The following is a 16,507-nucleotide window of genomic DNA, read 5'->3' as shown; positions in this document are numbered from 1 at the left end:
CCGGACTTGATCCGGGGTCCCGCTTCTTCGTTTCTTCAACCCAAGCGATCGAGGTCGGCGGGCGTGTTGATATTGGCAAGCGGTCCGGCCGCGACGCCGACCGCCCCGCACCGCGCCGCCCAACCGCGCACCGACCGCCGCGGATCGGTGACGACGAAATCTTCGAGCAGCGGCGACAGGCTCGTGGGCCAGATGCCGATAACGGGCAGATCGTCGAGTAACGCGGGCGTCTCCCGCGCCGCGAGATCAGCCAGCAACGCCTCAGGCACCAGCGGCGTGTCGCAGCCGAGCGTCAGCACCCGCCTCGCCCCGATCGACCGCGCATGATGCAGCGCCCCCGCCAAGCCACCAAGCGGCCCCAGATCGGGCGCGGGCCGGTCGGGCGCACTTGGCACGCCCGGCCACTCGCGTCCCACGACGACCAGCGCCCCGCAGTGCCGCCCGAGGGCCGCCAGCGCATGGTCGATCAGCGCCCGCCCCTCGAACAGCGCCGCGCCCTTGTCGCTGCCGAACCGGCTCGCCCGCCCGCCCGCGAGCACCGCGCCGAGGATCATGGGTCCACCGCCAGCATCGCATCGGACCGCGCGAGCACCACCAGCCGCACCGCCGCCGCCCGTGCCCGCTCGACCGCGAGCGCGGTCGGCGCCGACACGGTGACGAGCAGCGGACAATTCGCCAGCGCCGCCTTCTCGACCAGCTCGAACGAGCAGCGCGAGGACAGGAGCGCGAAGCCGCCGTCCCAGCCGAGCCCGCCCTGCGCCATCGCCCCGATCAGCTTGTCGAAGGCGTTGTGCCGCCCGACATCCTCGCGCGCGAGGCGGATCGTGCCGTCGTGCGCCACCAGCGCCGCGGCATGGACGCCGCCGGTTTCGCGATTGAGCGGCTGATGATCGCGAAGCGCCGCGAGCGCCGCAAAGATCGCCGCATCGTCCGCGTCGCTGATCGCGGTGACGCGCGGAAGCGGGCGCAATGCCTGCTCCAGATTCTCGATCCCGCAGAGGCCACACGAACTTTCGGACACGCGGTGCCGCACCCGGTCGGCGACCCGGGCCGCACGCTTGGGCACCAGCGTCGCCCGCACGATCATCCCGCGCTTGGTGCGATGCACGTCGATCTCGGGCAGCTCGTCCGCTCGCTCGACCAGCCGCTCGGCGAGCGCAAAGCCGGTGACGAGGTCATTGAGGTCGGCCGGCGTCGCCATCAGCACGGCATAGCCGATGCCATTGAACTCCACCGCGATCGGCATTTCGGCCGCAACGGGTCGAACGATTGCCGCGCGTGTGCCATCGGCGGCGATACGGATGAAGGACAGCGGCCGGGTCGGAATCATGTCACGCACAACGCCCATGCGGCGAAACGATCACCACGGCGCACGGATCACGCCGCGCACCTCGACATAGAAGCGATTCCGCCAGCTTGCGAACGGCGGTGTCCGGCACAGAGGACCCGACTCGATAACGACGATCGCGGCCCCGCGGGCCGTCAGCGCGTGGGCGACTTCGCGAAATGCCTGCCAGATCCTCGACGCATCGGCATCGCCGTCGCCGCGCTGGATACAGAGGCTAAACGCCGACAACGCCGGTCCGGTCCAGCCGGCGACAGCGTTGTCCAGCACGCCGGCATCCTCGATCGCCCCCGTCGGATCGACGAGCACGCCAAACGGTCCCGGGACGGGATCATATTCAGAGGGCGGTGGCGGCGGTACCGGACGCTGGGCAAGCGCCGGCCCCGCCAGCATCAGCATCACCGAAAGCGGGATCACCCGCGCGCCTTGCATCGCCGTGCTCACGCCCGCGGATGCGCGTTGCGATAGACGTCGAGCAGATGCGCGGCATCGACCGCGGTATAGATCTGCGTCGAACCCAGGCTGGCATGGCCGAGCAGTTCCTGAAGCGCGCGCAAGTCCGCGCCGCGGCCGAGCAGGTGCGTGGCGAAGCTGTGGCGCAGCGCGTGCGGCGTCGTGCGGTCCGACAGGCCCAGCCGCACCCGGGCGGCGCGCACAGACCGGCGGATGATCGCGGGCGACAGCGCTCCGCCCTTCGCCCCGCGGAACAGCGGTGCCTCCGGGGTCAGCGCATACGGGCAGGCGGCAACATAGGCCTCGACCGCCGCACGAACGGCGGGGAGCAGCGGCACGATCCGCACCTTGGCGCGCTTGCCCGTGACGCGCAGCGTCTCGCCGAGCGGCAGGATCGCGGGCGTCAGCGCCATCGCCTCGCCGATGCGCAGCCCCGCGCCGTAGAGGAGCAGCAGCACCGCCCAGTCGCGCGCGGCGATCCACGGCTCGGCGGCATCCTCCGACACTTCCTCGGCCAGCGCGATCACTTCGGCCGGGGCGATCGGGCGCGGCACGCCCTTCTTGACGCGCGGGCCGGCGAGGCGCGGGGACGTCGCACCGACAAAGGCAAGGAACGCGCGCGTTGCCGACAATTCGCGCGCGACGGAGGTGTTGGACAACCCCTCCCCGCGCCGCACCGACAGGAACGCGCGCAGGTCGGTGGCAGTCGCCTTGACCAGGTCGGCAGCCTCGATCGGCCCGCCCCAATGGTCGCGCAGGAAGGCGAGCAGCCGCTCGGCCGTCGCCTGATAGGCGCGCACGGTATGCGCCGAGCGGCGGCGGTCGCGCGTCAGGTGCCGGGCAAAGGCGATGGGCAAGGGCTCGGCCATTCGCGCGACCTTAGGCGAAGGCGTGTCAGTGCGCCATGCCGCCCGCGGGTTGGCCGCGGCGGGCAAGCCATGCCTGCATCTGCGCGATCTCGGCATCCTGCGCGCGGATGACGTCGGCGGCGAGCGCACGAACGTCGGGGTCCTTGCCGTCGCGCAGCGCGACCTTCGCCATGTCGATCGCGCTGCGGTGATGCGGGATCATCCCTTGCATGAACGCGGTGTCGGGATCGCCGCTCGTCGGCATCGTCATGCCGTGCGCGGTCGGCGGCGCGACGTGCGGCGTCCAGCCGAGCGCGCCCGCCGTCATCCACAGTGCCATCGCGATCATCATCAGATTCTCGGTCAGCGACACGAAACCGAGCGGCACGTTGCTGTCGCCGCCGACGCACGCGCATTTGAGCTCGCGCTTGTCGAGATACACCGCCTTGAACACCGACACTGCGCCGATCGTCCCGATGAAGAGTGCGATCGGCACCGACGCCCAGGTGGCGATCCCCGCGACCATCAACAGCCCCGCCAGCCCCTCAGCATAGGGATAGACATGGCCGTACCGGACCCAGCGGCGCGCGAGCAGGTCGTAGTTGAGGAACATCGTCGCGAACCGGTCAACGTTCTGCAGCTTGAGCAGCGCCAGCACGACCATCGAGAAGGCGACGAACCACTCGCCCGCGCGCGCCGTCAGCGCATCGCCGTAAGCGGCGTAACTCGCCGCCAGCGCCATCAGCGCGGTCAGCGCGAACAGGATTGCGACCGGGCGATAAGTCGTCGCCTTCGGATCGGCGACCTTCAGGCCGAGGAAGCGGCGAAGGTCGTCATGGCCGCCGATCCGCTCGCCATCGATGAAGACCTGCGGCGTGGTGGCGACGCCGTATTGCGCCTTGAATGCGTCGGTTTCCTCGCGGGTCGTCAGCCAATGGTCGTCGACAACATAGCCCTTGCGGCGCAGCAGATGCCTTGCCTTCAGCCCATAGGGGCAGGTGTGGCCGGGCATCACCATGCGATAGAGCGTTGCGGTGCGGGTCATCGTCCTTCTCCGACTGGCTGGCCGCCCCCATATGGGTCCGTACCATGGTACGGGATCAAGCGATGACGATCGGCGCGCTGGCGGAGGCCGGCGGCGTGGGCGTGGAAACGGTGCGTTATTATCAGCGCCGCGGGCTGATCGGCCTGCCCGACCGGCCGGCGGGCGGCGGGTCGAGCGGCGGCATCCGGCGCTATGGTTCGGGCGATGTCGCGCGGCTGCGCTTCATCCGGTCGGCACAGGCGGCGGGGTTCACGCTCGACCAGATCGGCGAACTGCTCGCGCTCGACGCCGCCAACGACCGCGCGGGCGTGCGGCGGTTGGCGACCGCACGGATCGCCGCGCTCGATGAACAGATCGCTGCGCTGTGCGCGGCGCGGACGGCCCTCGCGGACCTCGCCAGCGCGTGCAGCGCGGCGGGCCCCGGCCCCTGCCCGATCCTCGAGGCGTTCAAGGCCGATTGACGAGACGTTCGGTTTCCGCGGATGATAACGATAACGAAACCGGGGAGAGGGCGATGGGACTGCGCAAATGGCTGGCGATGGCCTGCCTCGTTCCGCTGGCGAGCGCCCCCGCACAGGCACAACAGGCGGCCCCGAAGCAGCGTCTGTTCGTCCTGACCGATATCGAGAACGAACCCGACGACACCCAGTCGCTGATCCGGCTGCTGCTCTATTCGAACGAGATCGATATCGAGGGGCTGGTCGCCACCACCTCCGTCCACATGAAGACGCGCACCGCGCCCGAAACGATCCGGCGGATCATCGGCGAATACGCCAAGGTGCAACCGAACCTGCTGCGGCACGCGCCGGGCTATCCGGCGGCGGCGGCGCTTGACCGCCTCGTGGCGCGGGGGCAGACGGCCTATGGCATGGGCGGCATTGGCGCGGGGAAGGACAGCGAGGGATCGCGGCGGCTGATCGCCGCACTCGATCGGCCTGATCCGCGGCCCCTATGGGTGACCGCATGGGGCGGGCCGAACACGCTGGCACAGGCGCTGCACACGCTGCGCGCGACGCGATCCCCGGCGGACGTAGAGCGGCTGGTCGCCAAGCTGCGCGTCTATACCATCTCCGACCAGGACGATTCGGGTGCGTGGATGCGGCGTGAGTTTCCCGGGCTGTTCTACATCGTCAGCCCCGGCGGCTATGGCGCAGCGACGTGGACGGGGATCATGACCGTCGTCGAGGGGGCGGATAACAAGACGATCTCGAACGACTGGCTCGCCGCCAACATCCAACAGGAGCACGGGCCGCTGGGCGCCGCCTATCCCGATGTCGCATATGGCATGGAAGGCGACACGCCCTCGTTCCTCGCGCTGATCCCCAACGGCCTGAGCGTGTCCGAGCGGCCCGACTGGGGCGGCTGGGGCGGACGCTACACGCTGCGCACCCCGCCGCTTGCCGAACTCGATCCCAAAGGCTTCAACGGCGGCGTACCGGTCGATCCCGAAACGCGGCCGATCTGGACCAATGCGATCGACAAGGTGACGCCGTCCCTCGCCAGCCCCCACGGCGCGGCGATCAAACCCGGCGAGCGCTCGTACGAGGGTTATCGCGAGACGATCTGGCGCTGGCGCGACGATTTCCAGAACGACTTCGCCGCGCGGATGGACTGGACGACGCGCACGCCGGGGGAGGCGAACCATGCGCCAGTCGTGCGGCTCGGGCATTCCGAGCGGCTGACCGCAAGGGCGGGCGATCGGCTGACGCTCAGCGCGCGGGGGACGGCCGATCCCGACGGCGACAGCCTCAGTTATCACTGGTTCGCCTATCCGGAAGCGGGCACCTGCCCCGGCGGGATCAAGCTGTCGGGCGCGGAAAGTCTCTACGAACGATCGATCACCATCCCCGCCTTCGATCGGCAGTGCGAGGCGCATTTCGTTCTTCGCGTCACCGACAAGGGATCACCGCCGCTCACCCGCTACGCCCGCGTCATCGTCACGGTCGAGCCGGCGAGCGGCAAGTAGATCAGTCGGCGAAGAGCAGCACTGGCGTCTCGAGCAGCTTGCGCACCGCCTGGACATAGCTTGCCGCGTCCCAGCCATCGACGACGCGGTGGTCGCACGAAATCGACAGGTTCATCAGCTTCGCGCGGCGGATGTCGTCGCCGTCAAAGACGGGGCGCTCGACGATCTTGTTCGGGCCGATGATCGCGACCTCGGGCCGGTTGATGACCGGCGTCGTCGCGATGCCGCCGAGCGGGCCGAGCGAGGTGACGGTGATTGTCGAGCCAGACAGCTCCTCCGACTTCGCCTTGCCGGTGCGCGCGGCTTCGGCCAGGCGGCTGATCTCAGTCGCGAGCTGCCATACATTCTTGTCCTGCGCGTCGCGGATCACGGGGACCATCAGGCCGGCATCGGTCTGCGTCGCCATGCCCATGTGCACGCGGCCGGAGCGCGTCACCACGCCCGCCTCGTCGTCGTAGCGGGCGTTGAGCATCGGGAAGTCGGGCAGCGTGCGACAGATCGCGACGATCAGGAACGGCAGCATGGTGAGCTTCGGCCGGCCGCCGCGATTGGCGTTCAGGTCGCCGCGCATCGCCTCCAGCGCGGTCACGTCGATCTCGTCGACATAGGTGAAGTGCGGGATCGCGCGCTTCGACGCGGCCATGTTCTCAGCGATGCGGCGGCGCATGCCGATGACCTTCACCGCCTCGTCCTCGCGCGCGCGGCTGGCGTGCGGCGCGTGATAGCCCTGCGCGCCGTTGTAGCGCAGGAACGCGTCGAGGTCGGCGTGGCGGACATGTGCCCCCTCGTGCCGGACCTGGGTGAGGTCGACGCCGAGGTCCTTGGCGCGCGCCCGAACCGCGGGGCTGGCGAGAACCTTGCGCTCGTCCTCGACACGGATTGGCTCGGGTGCAGCGGGCGCCGCCACGACCGGCGCGGGCGCAGGCATGGGCGTCGGGGCGGGTGCCTCGACGACTTCCTCGACGCCGGGATTTTCCGCTTCGACCACCGCCTCGGTGACCGGCGCGGCGGGGGCCTCGGCCGCCTCGTCCGCGCCTTCGGTCTCGATCACGACGAGCGTCGAGCCGATCGGCACCTGGTCGCCGACCTCGCCCGCCAGTTCGACGACGGTGCCGGCGACCGGCGATTCCATCTCGACCGTCGCCTTGTCGGTCATCATGTCGGCGAGGCTCTGATCCTCCTCGACGCGGTCGCCGACCTTGACGTGCCACGCGACGATCTCGGCCTCGGAAATGCCCTCGCCAATGTCGGGCAGGCGGAACTTGAACAGCGCCATCGTCAGTCCTTCATGATCTTCTTGAGCGCCTGGCCGATGCGCACGGGGCCAGGGAAATAGGCCCATTCGAGGCTGTGCGGATAGGGCGTGTCGAAGCCGGTCACGCGCTCGACCGGCGCCTCCAGATGGTGGAAGCAGCGTTCGGTGACGAGCGCGGACAGCTCGGCGCCGAAGCCGCCGGTCCGCGTTGCCTCGTGCACGATCATGCAGCGGCCGGTCTTCTTCACCGACGCCTCGATCGCCTCGATATCGAGCGGCACGAGCGTGCGCAGGTCGATGATCTCGGCATCGACGCCCGTCTCCTCGACCACCGACTGCACGACATGCACCATCGTGCCATAGGCCAGGATCGTGAGGTCGCCACCCGCGCGCACCGTTGCCGCCTTGCCGAGCTCGATCCGGTAATAGCCGCCGGGCACCGCACCCGCCGGATGGTTCGACCAGTTCTTGGCCGGGCGGTCCCAGTTGCCGTCGAACGGACCGTTATAGATGCGCTTGGGCTCGAGGAAGAGGACGGGGTCGTTGTCCTCGATCGCGGCGATCAGCAGGCCCTTTGCGTCATAGGGCGTCGACGGGATCACCGTCTTGATGCCCGAGACGTGAGTGAAGATGCCCTCGGGCGACTGCGAGTGCGTCTGCCCGCCGAAGATGCCGCCGCCGTAAGGCGAGCGCACGGTGATCGGCGCGGTGAACTCCCCCGCCGAGCGATAACGCAGCCGCGCGGCCTCGCTCACGAGCTGGTCGAGCGCGGGATAGATATAGTCGGCGAACTGGATCTCCGGCACGGGGCGCAGGCCATAGGCGCCCATGCCGATCGCGACGCCGATGATCCCGATCTCGGTGATCGGCGTGTCGAACGCGCGCGTCTTGCCGTATTTCTGCTGAAGGCCGGCGGTCGCGCGGAACACGCCGCCGAAATAGCCCACGTCCTCGCCCATCACGAGCACGTCGTCGTCGCGGCCCATCATCACGTCGAGCGCAGAATTGATCGCCTGGATCATGTTCATGCGCGTGATTTCGCCCTCGGCCGGGGCGGCGGTTTCGATCATCTCGTCGGTCATGCTGCTTTCACCACGAAGCGGTCGCCCGCAGGCGCCGTCCATTTGCCGAGGCCCGCCAGCGCCTTAGTGTCGCCGCTGCCGTAGCCCGACAGGAAACGGTCGATTGCCGGCGCATAGCGCGCGAGTGCCGCCGCATCGGCGACAAGTTCATGCGCGCCGCCCTTTGCGACGATCGTGTATGCCGGGCCGGGTGCGGTCTCGCCGACGAACAGATGGTCGGCGGGATCGGCGACGAAGCCGGGCACGCGATCCTCGGTTCCGGTCACGACCATCACCGGCACGGCAAGCGTCGTATAGGCGGCAGGCTGGATCAGGCCGGGCACCTTGCCGGGGGTCGAGAAGCCGAGCACCGCCTTCACTCGCGGCGCACGGAATGGCGCGATATAGCCCAGCGCCCCGCCAAGGCAGAGCGCGCTCAGCGTGCCGAAGCTGTGCCCGACCAGCACCACCGGCTGCTCCGCCGGAACGCCCGCGATCGCGGCGTTGAGGTCGGCGATCCGCTCCCCGAAGCTCGCCTGCATCGTGAACTTCGCGCGATCCGGGTAGCGCATCGAATCGACGTGGACGGGCGCGATCACGGTCCAGCCGGCCGCGGTCAGCCGGGTCGCCAGTGCCTCATATCGCGCGGGCCACGAACCATGGCCATGCGAGAACACGACGGTCCCGCGCGACACCGCCGGCCGCCATGCGAACAGCGTGGTCGTGCGCGTGGGCGAGATGCGCAGCTCCTCCTCGACCGGCGTGACCGCGGCAGCGAGCGCCGGCCGCGTGAGCAGCAGCGCCGCCGCGTTCGCCGCACCGGCGATCAGGGTGCGACGGTCGATCACTTCCTTGCCCACGGACGGCCGCTGGCTTCTTCCTCGGCCAGCATCTGCGCCTGCTGCTCGCGAAGGTGCCAGGGCATCTCCTCGAACACGCCGTCGAACAGCGTATCGAGCGGCTGATGCAGGCCGTGGCCGAGGATGCCGTTGGTCTCGGCCTCCTTCTGCGCTTTCTTGACCAATTCGGCGAGTTCGAGGTCCTGTGCCGCATGGGCATCGAGGTCCCATTCGCCGAGCGCGATCAGATGGTCGCGAAGCCGCCGGATCGGGTCGCCGAGCGGCCAGCCCGTCGCCTCGTCGGCGGAGCGATAGGCACTCGGATCGTCGCTGGTCGAGTGCCCCTCGGCGCGATAGGTGAAGTGCTCGATCAGCGTCGGGCCGGCATTGGTGCGCGCGCGCTCGGCGGCCCATTCGGTCGCGGCATAGACGGCGAGCGCATCGTTGCCGTCGATGCGCAGCCCGGCGATGCCGTATCCAACCGCGCGCGCCGCGAACGTCGTCGCCTCCGCGCCGGCAAAGCCCGAGAAGCTCGAGATCGCCCACTGGTTGTTGACGACGTTGAAGATGACGGGCGCTCGATAAACGGTGGCGAAGGTCAACGCCGAGTGGAAGTCACCCTCCGCCGTCGACCCCTCGCCGCACCAGGTCGCGGCGATCCGGCTGTCGCCCTTCGCCGCGGACGCCATCGCCCAGCCCACCGCCTGCGGGTACTGGGTGGCGAGATTGCCGGAGATCGAGAAGAAGCCGTAATCCTTCGCCGAATACATGATCGGCAGCTGCTTGCCCTGCAGCTTGTCGCCCTTGTTCGAGTAGATCTGGTTCATCATCTCGACCAGGCTGTAGTCGCGGGTGATGAGGATGCCCTGCTGGCGATAGCTGGGGAAGCACATGTCGTCGCGCTGCATCGCCATCGCAGCGGCAACCGAGACGGCCTCCTCGCCGGTCGACTTCATATAGAAGCTGGTCTTGCCCTGTCGCTGCGCGCGGAACATCCGCTCGTCAAAGGCACGGACGAGCGCCATGTTGCGCAGCATCTGGCGCAGCATGTCGGACGACAGGCGCGGCGCCCATGGGCCGACCGCGTGGTTCTCGTTATCGAGGACGCGGACGAGGCCGAAGGAAAGCTCGTGAAAGCTCGCTGCCGCATCACCCGGCTCGGGGCGGCGCGCGGTGCCTGCGGCGGGCACCTCGACATGGGCATAATCGACGGCATCGCCGGGCCGGAACCGCGGCTCGGGGACATGCAGCGACAGGGGCGGACGATTGGCGGGGGCGCCGGTCAAACCATACTCTCCAGATCGCGCCGGCCCTTTGCGAACGGGCGCCGAGTCATCGTTGCTGCGCTATTATAAAATTACAACGCGCTTGGCGAGTGCCCAATCGTCACAGGCGATACCAAGTGTACGAACCCGGTTGACTCGTCGGGCGGTTGGAACAGAATAGGAACATTCTAGTTCGATCGAGTCGTCATGTCCGCCACCCTAGCCGAATTGCGTCAGACGCTGAACGCCATCGAGGGTGGCGGGTATCGCCGTCGTCCCGCGTTGCCGTTCGGCATCGGTGCGATCGATGCGAAGCTGGCCGGCGGCGGTCTGCGCCTCGACGGGCTGCACGAGGTGGTGGGCGCGACGCCCGACCTCGCCGACGATGCGGCGGCGACCTTGTTCCTGACGGGGATCGCCGCGCGTGCCTGGGGCACGGTGCTCTGGATCGTCCGCCGGCGCGACCTGTTCGCCCCCGGCCTGTCCCAGGCGGGCCTCGCGACCGAACGCGTCCTCTATGCCGAGGCGGCGGACGATGCCGAAGTGCTGGCGCTGATGGAGGAGGGGCTGCGCCACCGCGGCCTCGGCGCCGTGATCGGCGAGGTGAAGCGCGTCGGCCTGCCCGCCACCCGGCGGCTGCAACTGGCAGCGGAGGGCGGGCGCACGATCGCGCTGATGCTCAAGCGGCATGGGCGCAGCGGCGTCGATCCGCTGGGCGTGCCCTCGGCGGCGGTGACGCGCTGGCGGATCGGCTGCGCCCCCTCGACCCCACTGGCGGTCGAGGGGGTGGGCCGGGCGCGCTGGCATGCGGCGCTGGTGCGCCAGCGCGGCGGCGAAAGCGGTGAATGGCAATTGGAGGCTAGCGATGCGACGGGTCGCTGCGCTCTGCCTGCCCGACTGGTCGATCGACCGGCTGCGGCGGCAGGGCACGATTCCCGCGCCGCCGCCTGAGCGCGGCGTCGCGGACATGGGCGCGCTGGCGGCAGCGGTCGCCGACGAGCGCGCGGGTGAATGCTCGGTGCCGAACACGCCGGGCTGGCGACCCGGTGCGCGCTGGGCACGGTCCGAATCGCGCGCGGCGGTGCAGACGGAGATCGACGCCCTGCCCGCGCACCAGCGGCCGCCGATGCGCGAACTCGGCCGGCGCAGCGAAGCCGCCGACCACCCCTTCCGCGCGCTCCGCCCCGACGAGGCACGCGGCCATGTGCCGTTCTCGCTGAAGCAGGCGCCACCGACACTGCGCTCCGAACCCGCATCGTGCTCCCGCGAAGGCGGGAGCCCAGGGCCGCAGGCGCAACCGGCCGTCGTGCTGCCCGACCCTGGGTTCCCGCCTTCGCGGGAACACGGGATTCATGGAACGGGAGCCGTCGGCGCACGGGCTTCAACTCGATCTGTGGCTGTCAAAGCGCGCGCCGTGCTGCGACCTTCATCCTCACGCGAAAGCGCCACCGCCCCGATCGTCACCAGCCTGCGCGAAGGGGCGAAGGTCGTCATCCACGCCGCCTGCCCAGCCGCGCGCGCACAGGGGCTAAGGCGGGGCATGGCGCTCACCGCGGCGCGCGCGATGGTGCCGGGCCTGATCGTCCATCCCGCCGATCCTGCCGGCGATGCCGAGGGTCTGCGCCGCCTCGCCATTGCGCTAGCGCGCAAATGGAGCCCGCAGGTGGCGGTGGGGGGCGAGGACTTGATCTTCCTCGACCTCACCGGCGCGTCGCATCTGTTCGGCGGAGAGGCGGCGATGGCCGCGCGCATCGTCGCGGTGCTCGCGCGTGCAGGACACCATGCGCGGATCGCGGTCGCGGGCGCGCCGGGCGCCGCCGCCGCACTCGTCCGGCACGGCGCACCGCCGGGGTCGGCCCGCTTTTCCGCCCCGCGCCCGCGCCATGCCGGGATGCGGCAGGCCAGCTTGTCCGACGCGCCCGATTTCCGCATCCGCCACCCACGCGACGACGGCAATCCCTATGCCGCGCGATCGAAGCGTCGTGAGGCGACGGCAGAAACCGCACCCGACACCGTCATCGTCTGTCCGCCGGGCGAGGATGCCGCTTGGCTCGCCCCCCTCCCCGCCGCCGCGCTCCGCCTCGACCCCGCCGATGTCGAGATGCTCCGCCGCTTCGGGATCGAACGGATCGGCCAGCTTGCCGAGCTGCCGCGCGGCCCGCTCGCGCGCCGGTTCGCGCGCGCACTCGAACGCCTCGACCAGGCGCATGGCCGCGTCGCCGAGCCGCTCGATCCCGTCATCCCGCGCGCCGCGATTGCCTGCCGGCAGGGCTTCCTCGAACCCATCGCGACGGCGGAGGGCATCGCCCATTGGCTCGGCGCCCTAGTCCCGCGCCTGACCGCCGAGCTCGCCGCCGCTGGCCTCGGCGCGCGCGCGATCGAGCTGGTGGCCGAGCGCGTCGATCATGTGCCGCAGCGACTGCGCATCGGCCTCGCCCGTGCCAGCCGCGACCCTGCGCACATCCTGCGGCTGATCGCCCGCCGGATCGAGGAAATCGAACCCGGCTACGGCATCGACGCGATGACGCTCCACGTCCGCCGCGCCGAACCGCTTGGCCCCGTCCCCTTCGACGAACGGCTGGATGCGGAGGCGCCGCCCGACCTTGCCCCCCTGATCGACGCGATCGCCAACCGCATCGGCATGGCCCGGTTATGGCGCGTGCGCGCGGTCGAGAGCGACGTACCCGAACGATCGGTCGGGACGGCCCCGCCGCTTGCCCCCGATGCCGCCACGCCGCCGCGCCTTGCCGCCGACGATGTGCGCCGGCTGGGTGACGGCGATCAGGTACCCGCCTGGCATCCCGCCTGGCCGCGTCCCGCCCGGCTACTCAGACGACCGGAACGACTCGACCACGTCGTCGCCGAACTCCCCGATCGTCCGCCCGCCCGCTTCACCTGGCGCGGTGTCAGTCACCGCGTCGTCCGCGCCGACGGGCCGGAGCGCATCCACGGCGAATGGTGGCGAAGGCTGGGCGAAGCGCATGCCGTCCGCGACTATTTCCGGGTCGAGGACGAGGCGGGCCGCCGCTACTGGCTCTATCGCCGCGGCGACGGGATACGCAGCGTCTCGGGCGATCTGAGCTGGTGGCTGCACGGGCTGTTCGGGTGATGCCCCATGCCCGCCGCTGACTCCCCTTACGCCGAACTCCAGGTCACGACGCATTTCTCGTTCCTGCGCGGCGCTTCCTCGGCAGAAGAGCTGTTCGCCACTGCCAGCGAGATGGGCCACGCCGTCCTCGGTATCACCGACCACAACTCGGTCGCCGGCATCGTCCGCTCGCTGGTCGCTGCCGAAAAGGTGAGCGCGCAGGCGCAGCCGATCCGCCTCGTCGCCGGCTGCCGCCTCGACCTTGTCGACGGCCGCTCGCTGCTCGTCTGGCCCGAAGATCGCTCCGGCTGGAGCCGCCTCACCCGTCTCCTCACGCTCGGCAAGTCGCGCGCCGACCGCCGCCGCGGCGAGAAGGGGCAGTGCTTCCTCCACTGGGAGGACATCGCTGCCCACGCCGCCGGCCTCGTCGCCGCACTCGTCACCCGCGCCGCCGAATTCGAGGACGAGACGGGGATGCGCTGGCTCGCCGATATCTTTGGCGCCGACGGCCATGTTGCTCTCGCCGCGCATCGCCGGCCGGAGGATGTGCGCCGTCTCCACGCACTCGCCCGAGCGGCCACCTCGCACGGATTGAAACCGGTCGCGACCGGCGACGTGCGCTATCACCATCCCGACCGCCGGATGCTGCACGACGTAGTGACCGCGATCCGTGAGAAGACGACGATCGACGCGCTCGGCACCCGCCGTTCGCGGATCGGCGACGGCCACCTGCTGCCGCCCGAGGTCATGGCCCGCCGCTTCGCCGACCTGCCCGCGGCGCTCGCCTCGGGCCTTGCCATCGCCGAACGCTGTCGCTTCTCGCCCCGCGAACTCAGCTACCAATATCCCGACGAGATCGTGATGTCGGGCCGGACGCCGCAGGAAGCGCTCGCGCTCATGGCCCGCCGCGCGCTCGCCGACCGCTTCGACGGCGCCCCACCCGAAGAATATACCAAACTACTCGAACACGAACTCGGGCTGGTGGAGCGCATGGGCTATGCCCGCTACTTCCTCACCGTCCAGTCGATCGTCCAGTTCGCGCGCAGCCAGGACATTCTGTGCCAGGGGCGCGGGTCGGCGGCCAATTCGGTGATCTGCTTCGTCCTCGGCATCACCTCGATCGACCCGGTGAAGCACAAATTGCTCTTCGAGCGGTTCATTTCCGAAGATCGCGCCGAGCCCCCCGATATCGACGTCGATTTCGAGCATGAGCGGCGCGAGGAAGTGATCCAGTGGATCTACGAAACCTATGGCCACGATCACGCCGCGTTGACCGCCGTCGTCAGCCGCTTTCGCGCCCGCGGCGCGGTGCGCGAGGTCGGCAAGGCATTGGGCCTGCCCGAGGATCTGACCGGCGCGCTGGCGGGCCAGATCTGGGGCTGGTCGTCGGAGGGGGTGGCCGATCGACATGCCGAGGCGCTCAATCTCGACGCGACCGATCCGCGCATCGCTCTCACGCTCGACCTCTCGCGCGAGCTGATCGGCACGCCGCGCCACTTGTCGCAGCATCCGGGCGGCTTCGTGCTGACGCGCGACCGGCTCGACGATCTCGTGCCGATCGAGCCCGCAGCGATGGTCGACCGCCGCGTCGTCGAATGGGAAAAGGAGGATATCGAGGAGCTCGGCTTCATGAAGGTCGATATCCTCGGTCTCGGCATGCTCGGCTGCATGCGCCGGGCCTTCGACTTGCTCGCCGATCACAAGGACAGGGCGCTGACGCTGGCGTCGCCCGCGCTTCAGGACGACGACCCCGCGACGTTCGAAATGATCCGCCGTGCCGACACCTTGGGCGTGTTCCAGATCGAGAGCCGGGCACAGATGGCGATGCTGCCGCGGATGAAGCCGACCAATTTCTACGACATCGCCATACAGGTCGCGATCGTCCGCCCCGGCCCGATCCAGGGCGACATGGTCCACCCCTTTCTGAAGCGCCGCGAACTGAAGCGCCGCGATCCCAATGCCATAATCGACTATCCGAGCGAAGCGCTACGCGAAGTCCTCGAAAAGACATTGGGCGTGCCGCTGTTCCAGGAACAGGCGATGCAGGTAGCGATCAAAGGCGCGGGCTTTTCGGCGAACCAGGCCGATCGCCTGCGCCGCGCGATGGCGACGTTCAAGATGACCGGCGGCGTCGGCGAGTTCCGCGACAAGCTGATCGCAGGGATGCAGGCGAACGGCATCGCGCTCGATTTCGCCGAACGGCTGGTCAAGCAGATCGAGGGGTTCGGCAGCTACGGCTTTCCCGAAAGCCACGCGGCGTCGTTCGCCAAGATCGCCTATGCCTCTTCATGGATGAAGTGCCACCATCCCGACGTCTTCTGTGCCGCGCTGCTCAACGCGCAGCCGATGGGCTTCTACGCCCCCGCCCAGATCGTCCGCGACGCGCGTGAACACGGTGTCGACATCCGCCCGGTCTGCATCAACGACAGTCGCTGGGACACGCGGCTCATCGGCAAGGGCGAACGAGTGCCGCTCCGCCTCGGCCTGCGCGTCGTCGCGGGGCTATCGAACGAACACGGCGCCGATATCGTCAAGGCGCGAATGAACCAGCCCTTCGCATCGATCGAGGATGCGTGGCGCCGCTCGGGCGTGCCGCTCGCCGCGCTCGGGCGGATCGCGCGCGCCGACGGGTTCCATGCGTTCGGCCTCGACCGGCGACAGGCGCTGTGGACGATTAAGGGCCTCGGCGCTGCCCCGCTCCCGCTCTTCGCCGCCGCCGATGCGCGTGAGGGGGCGACGCGCCCTGAACTCGACGAAACCGCCGTAGCCCTTGACCCCCTGACCGCAGGGCGCGAGGTAGTGGAGGATTACCGCGCGACCCAGCTGTCGTTGCGTGCGCACCCGCTCGCCTTCCTGCGCGACGAACTCACCCGCCGCCGCATGACCCGCTGCGGCGACCTTCGGCGGATGAAGGACGGCAGCTTCCTCGAACTTGCGGGCATCGTCCTCGTCCGGCAGAAGCCCGGCAGTGCCAAGGGCGTCCTCTTCATCACGCTCGAGGACGAGAGCGGCATCGCCAACATCATCCTGTGGCCCGACCGGTTCGAGGCCAATCGTCGCACCGTCATGTCGGCGGCGATGCTCGGCGTGCGCGGCCGGATGCAGCGCGAGGGCGAGGTGATCCACGTCATCGCCGACACGCTTCAGGATCTGAGCCCGATGCTCCATTCGATCGGCGAGATCGATATGCCGCGCCTCGGCCGGCCCGGTGGCGGCGGCTCACCCGATCGCGGCGACCCCGAATGGCGTCCCAAGGGACGCAGCCTCTACCACCCTGCGTTTCGCGACGGCTGCGATCCCGAGGATGCGATCCGCCAGAAATCGCGCGACTTCCACTAATGC

At 69.6% G+C, this 16,507-nt stretch carries 13 protein-coding genes and 2 pseudogenes; 5 read left to right on the top strand and 10 right to left on the bottom strand.

The window, feature by feature from the left end; translation table 11 throughout:
• Nucleotides 1-35 precede the first annotated feature (35 nt).
• The 6 genes and pseudogenes from mobA to FHR19_RS06695 form a co-directional block, all read right to left on the bottom strand.
• A complete protein-coding gene (gene mobA, locus FHR19_RS06715) occupies nt 36-554 on the bottom strand; it encodes a molybdenum cofactor guanylyltransferase (RefSeq protein ID WP_184026195.1) in 519 nt (172 codons plus the stop codon).
• On the bottom strand, nt 551-1,330 hold the full coding sequence (gene fdhD / locus FHR19_RS06710; RefSeq protein WP_184026193.1) for a formate dehydrogenase accessory sulfurtransferase FdhD: 780 nt from the start codon (nt 1,328-1,330) through the stop codon (nt 551-553). The genes mobA and fdhD overlap by 4 nt, the downstream gene beginning before the upstream one ends.
• A gap of 30 nt (nt 1,331-1,360) precedes the next feature.
• Nucleotides 1,361-1,762 carry a hypothetical protein gene (locus FHR19_RS06705; protein WP_184026190.1) on the bottom strand — a complete coding sequence of 134 codons (402 nt, stop codon included), beginning with the start codon at nt 1,760-1,762 and terminating at the stop codon, nt 1,361-1,363.
• A gap of 23 nt (nt 1,763-1,785) precedes the next feature.
• Nucleotides 1,786-2,667 (bottom strand): tyrosine recombinase XerC, encoded by an 882-nt coding sequence (locus tag FHR19_RS06700; protein ID WP_184026188.1) that lies wholly within the window; start codon nt 2,665-2,667, stop codon nt 1,786-1,788.
• A gap of 25 nt (nt 2,668-2,692) precedes the next feature.
• Nucleotides 2,693-2,911 (bottom strand): annotated as a pseudogene (copM, locus tag FHR19_RS17495) (CopM family metallochaperone); the annotation flags it as partial.
• A gap of 54 nt (nt 2,912-2,965) precedes the next feature.
• Nucleotides 2,966-3,691: pseudogene (locus tag FHR19_RS06695) on the bottom strand (glutaredoxin domain-containing protein); the annotation flags it as partial.
• 44 nt (nt 3,692-3,735) lie between these two features.
• Here FHR19_RS06695 and FHR19_RS06690 point away from each other — a divergent pair.
• Together FHR19_RS06690 and FHR19_RS06685 are read left to right on the top strand one after the other, a co-directional pair.
• Entirely contained in the window at nt 3,736-4,152 is a 417-nt protein-coding gene (locus FHR19_RS06690; protein WP_246359381.1) for a MerR family transcriptional regulator, read from the top strand.
• A 53-nt stretch (nt 4,153-4,205) separates the two neighbouring features.
• Nucleotides 4,206-5,657, top strand: coding sequence for a DUF1593 domain-containing protein (locus FHR19_RS06685; protein ID WP_246359380.1), 1,452 nt, complete (start codon nt 4,206-4,208; stop codon nt 5,655-5,657).
• A 1-nt stretch (nt 5,658) separates the two neighbouring features.
• On the opposite strand, the gene FHR19_RS06680 is transcribed toward FHR19_RS06685, so the two are convergent.
• Genes FHR19_RS06680 through FHR19_RS06665 form a run of 4 tightly spaced genes read right to left on the bottom strand, consistent with a single transcriptional unit; the run spans nt 5,659 to nt 10,098 of the window.
• Nucleotides 5,659-6,933, bottom strand: coding sequence for a dihydrolipoamide acetyltransferase family protein (locus FHR19_RS06680; RefSeq protein WP_184026182.1), 1,275 nt, complete (start codon nt 6,931-6,933; stop codon nt 5,659-5,661).
• 2 nt (nt 6,934-6,935) lie between these two features.
• Nucleotides 6,936-7,940, bottom strand: coding sequence for an alpha-ketoacid dehydrogenase subunit beta (locus tag FHR19_RS06675; RefSeq protein ID WP_184027569.1), 1,005 nt, complete (start codon nt 7,938-7,940; stop codon nt 6,936-6,938).
• A 50-nt stretch (nt 7,941-7,990) separates the two neighbouring features.
• Nucleotides 7,991-8,821, bottom strand: coding sequence for an alpha/beta fold hydrolase (locus FHR19_RS06670; protein WP_184026180.1), 831 nt, complete (start codon nt 8,819-8,821; stop codon nt 7,991-7,993).
• Nucleotides 8,818-10,098 carry a 3-methyl-2-oxobutanoate dehydrogenase (2-methylpropanoyl-transferring) subunit alpha gene (locus tag FHR19_RS06665; protein WP_246359379.1) on the bottom strand — a complete coding sequence of 427 codons (1,281 nt, stop codon included), beginning with the start codon at nt 10,096-10,098 and terminating at the stop codon, nt 8,818-8,820. The genes FHR19_RS06670 and FHR19_RS06665 overlap by 4 nt, the downstream gene beginning before the upstream one ends.
• A 186-nt stretch (nt 10,099-10,284) precedes the next feature.
• Here FHR19_RS06665 and FHR19_RS06660 point away from each other — a divergent pair, with 186 nt between their 5' ends.
• From FHR19_RS06660 to FHR19_RS06650, 3 genes are read left to right on the top strand one after another with little or no spacing between them, the layout of a single operon-like run.
• A complete protein-coding gene (locus FHR19_RS06660; protein WP_184026178.1) occupies nt 10,285-11,028 on the top strand; it encodes an ImuA family protein in 744 nt (247 codons plus the stop codon).
• Nucleotides 10,943-13,186, top strand: coding sequence for a DNA polymerase Y family protein (locus FHR19_RS06655; protein ID WP_246359378.1), 2,244 nt, complete (start codon nt 10,943-10,945; stop codon nt 13,184-13,186). Before FHR19_RS06660 ends, FHR19_RS06655 begins: the two co-directional genes overlap by 86 nt.
• 6 nt (nt 13,187-13,192) lie before the next feature.
• Nucleotides 13,193-16,504: an error-prone DNA polymerase gene (locus FHR19_RS06650; protein WP_184026176.1), complete on the top strand. Its 3,312-nt coding sequence runs from the start codon at nt 13,193-13,195 to the stop codon at nt 16,502-16,504.
• The last annotated feature ends 3 nt before the right edge of the window (nt 16,505-16,507 follow it).

The organism is Sphingomonas yantingensis (assembly GCF_014199325.1).
Taxonomy (GTDB): Bacteria; Pseudomonadota; Alphaproteobacteria; order Sphingomonadales; family Sphingomonadaceae; genus Sphingomonas; species Sphingomonas yantingensis.
Note: the sequence above shows the minus strand (reverse complement) of the source record. Positions and strands in the feature narration are given on the sequence as shown.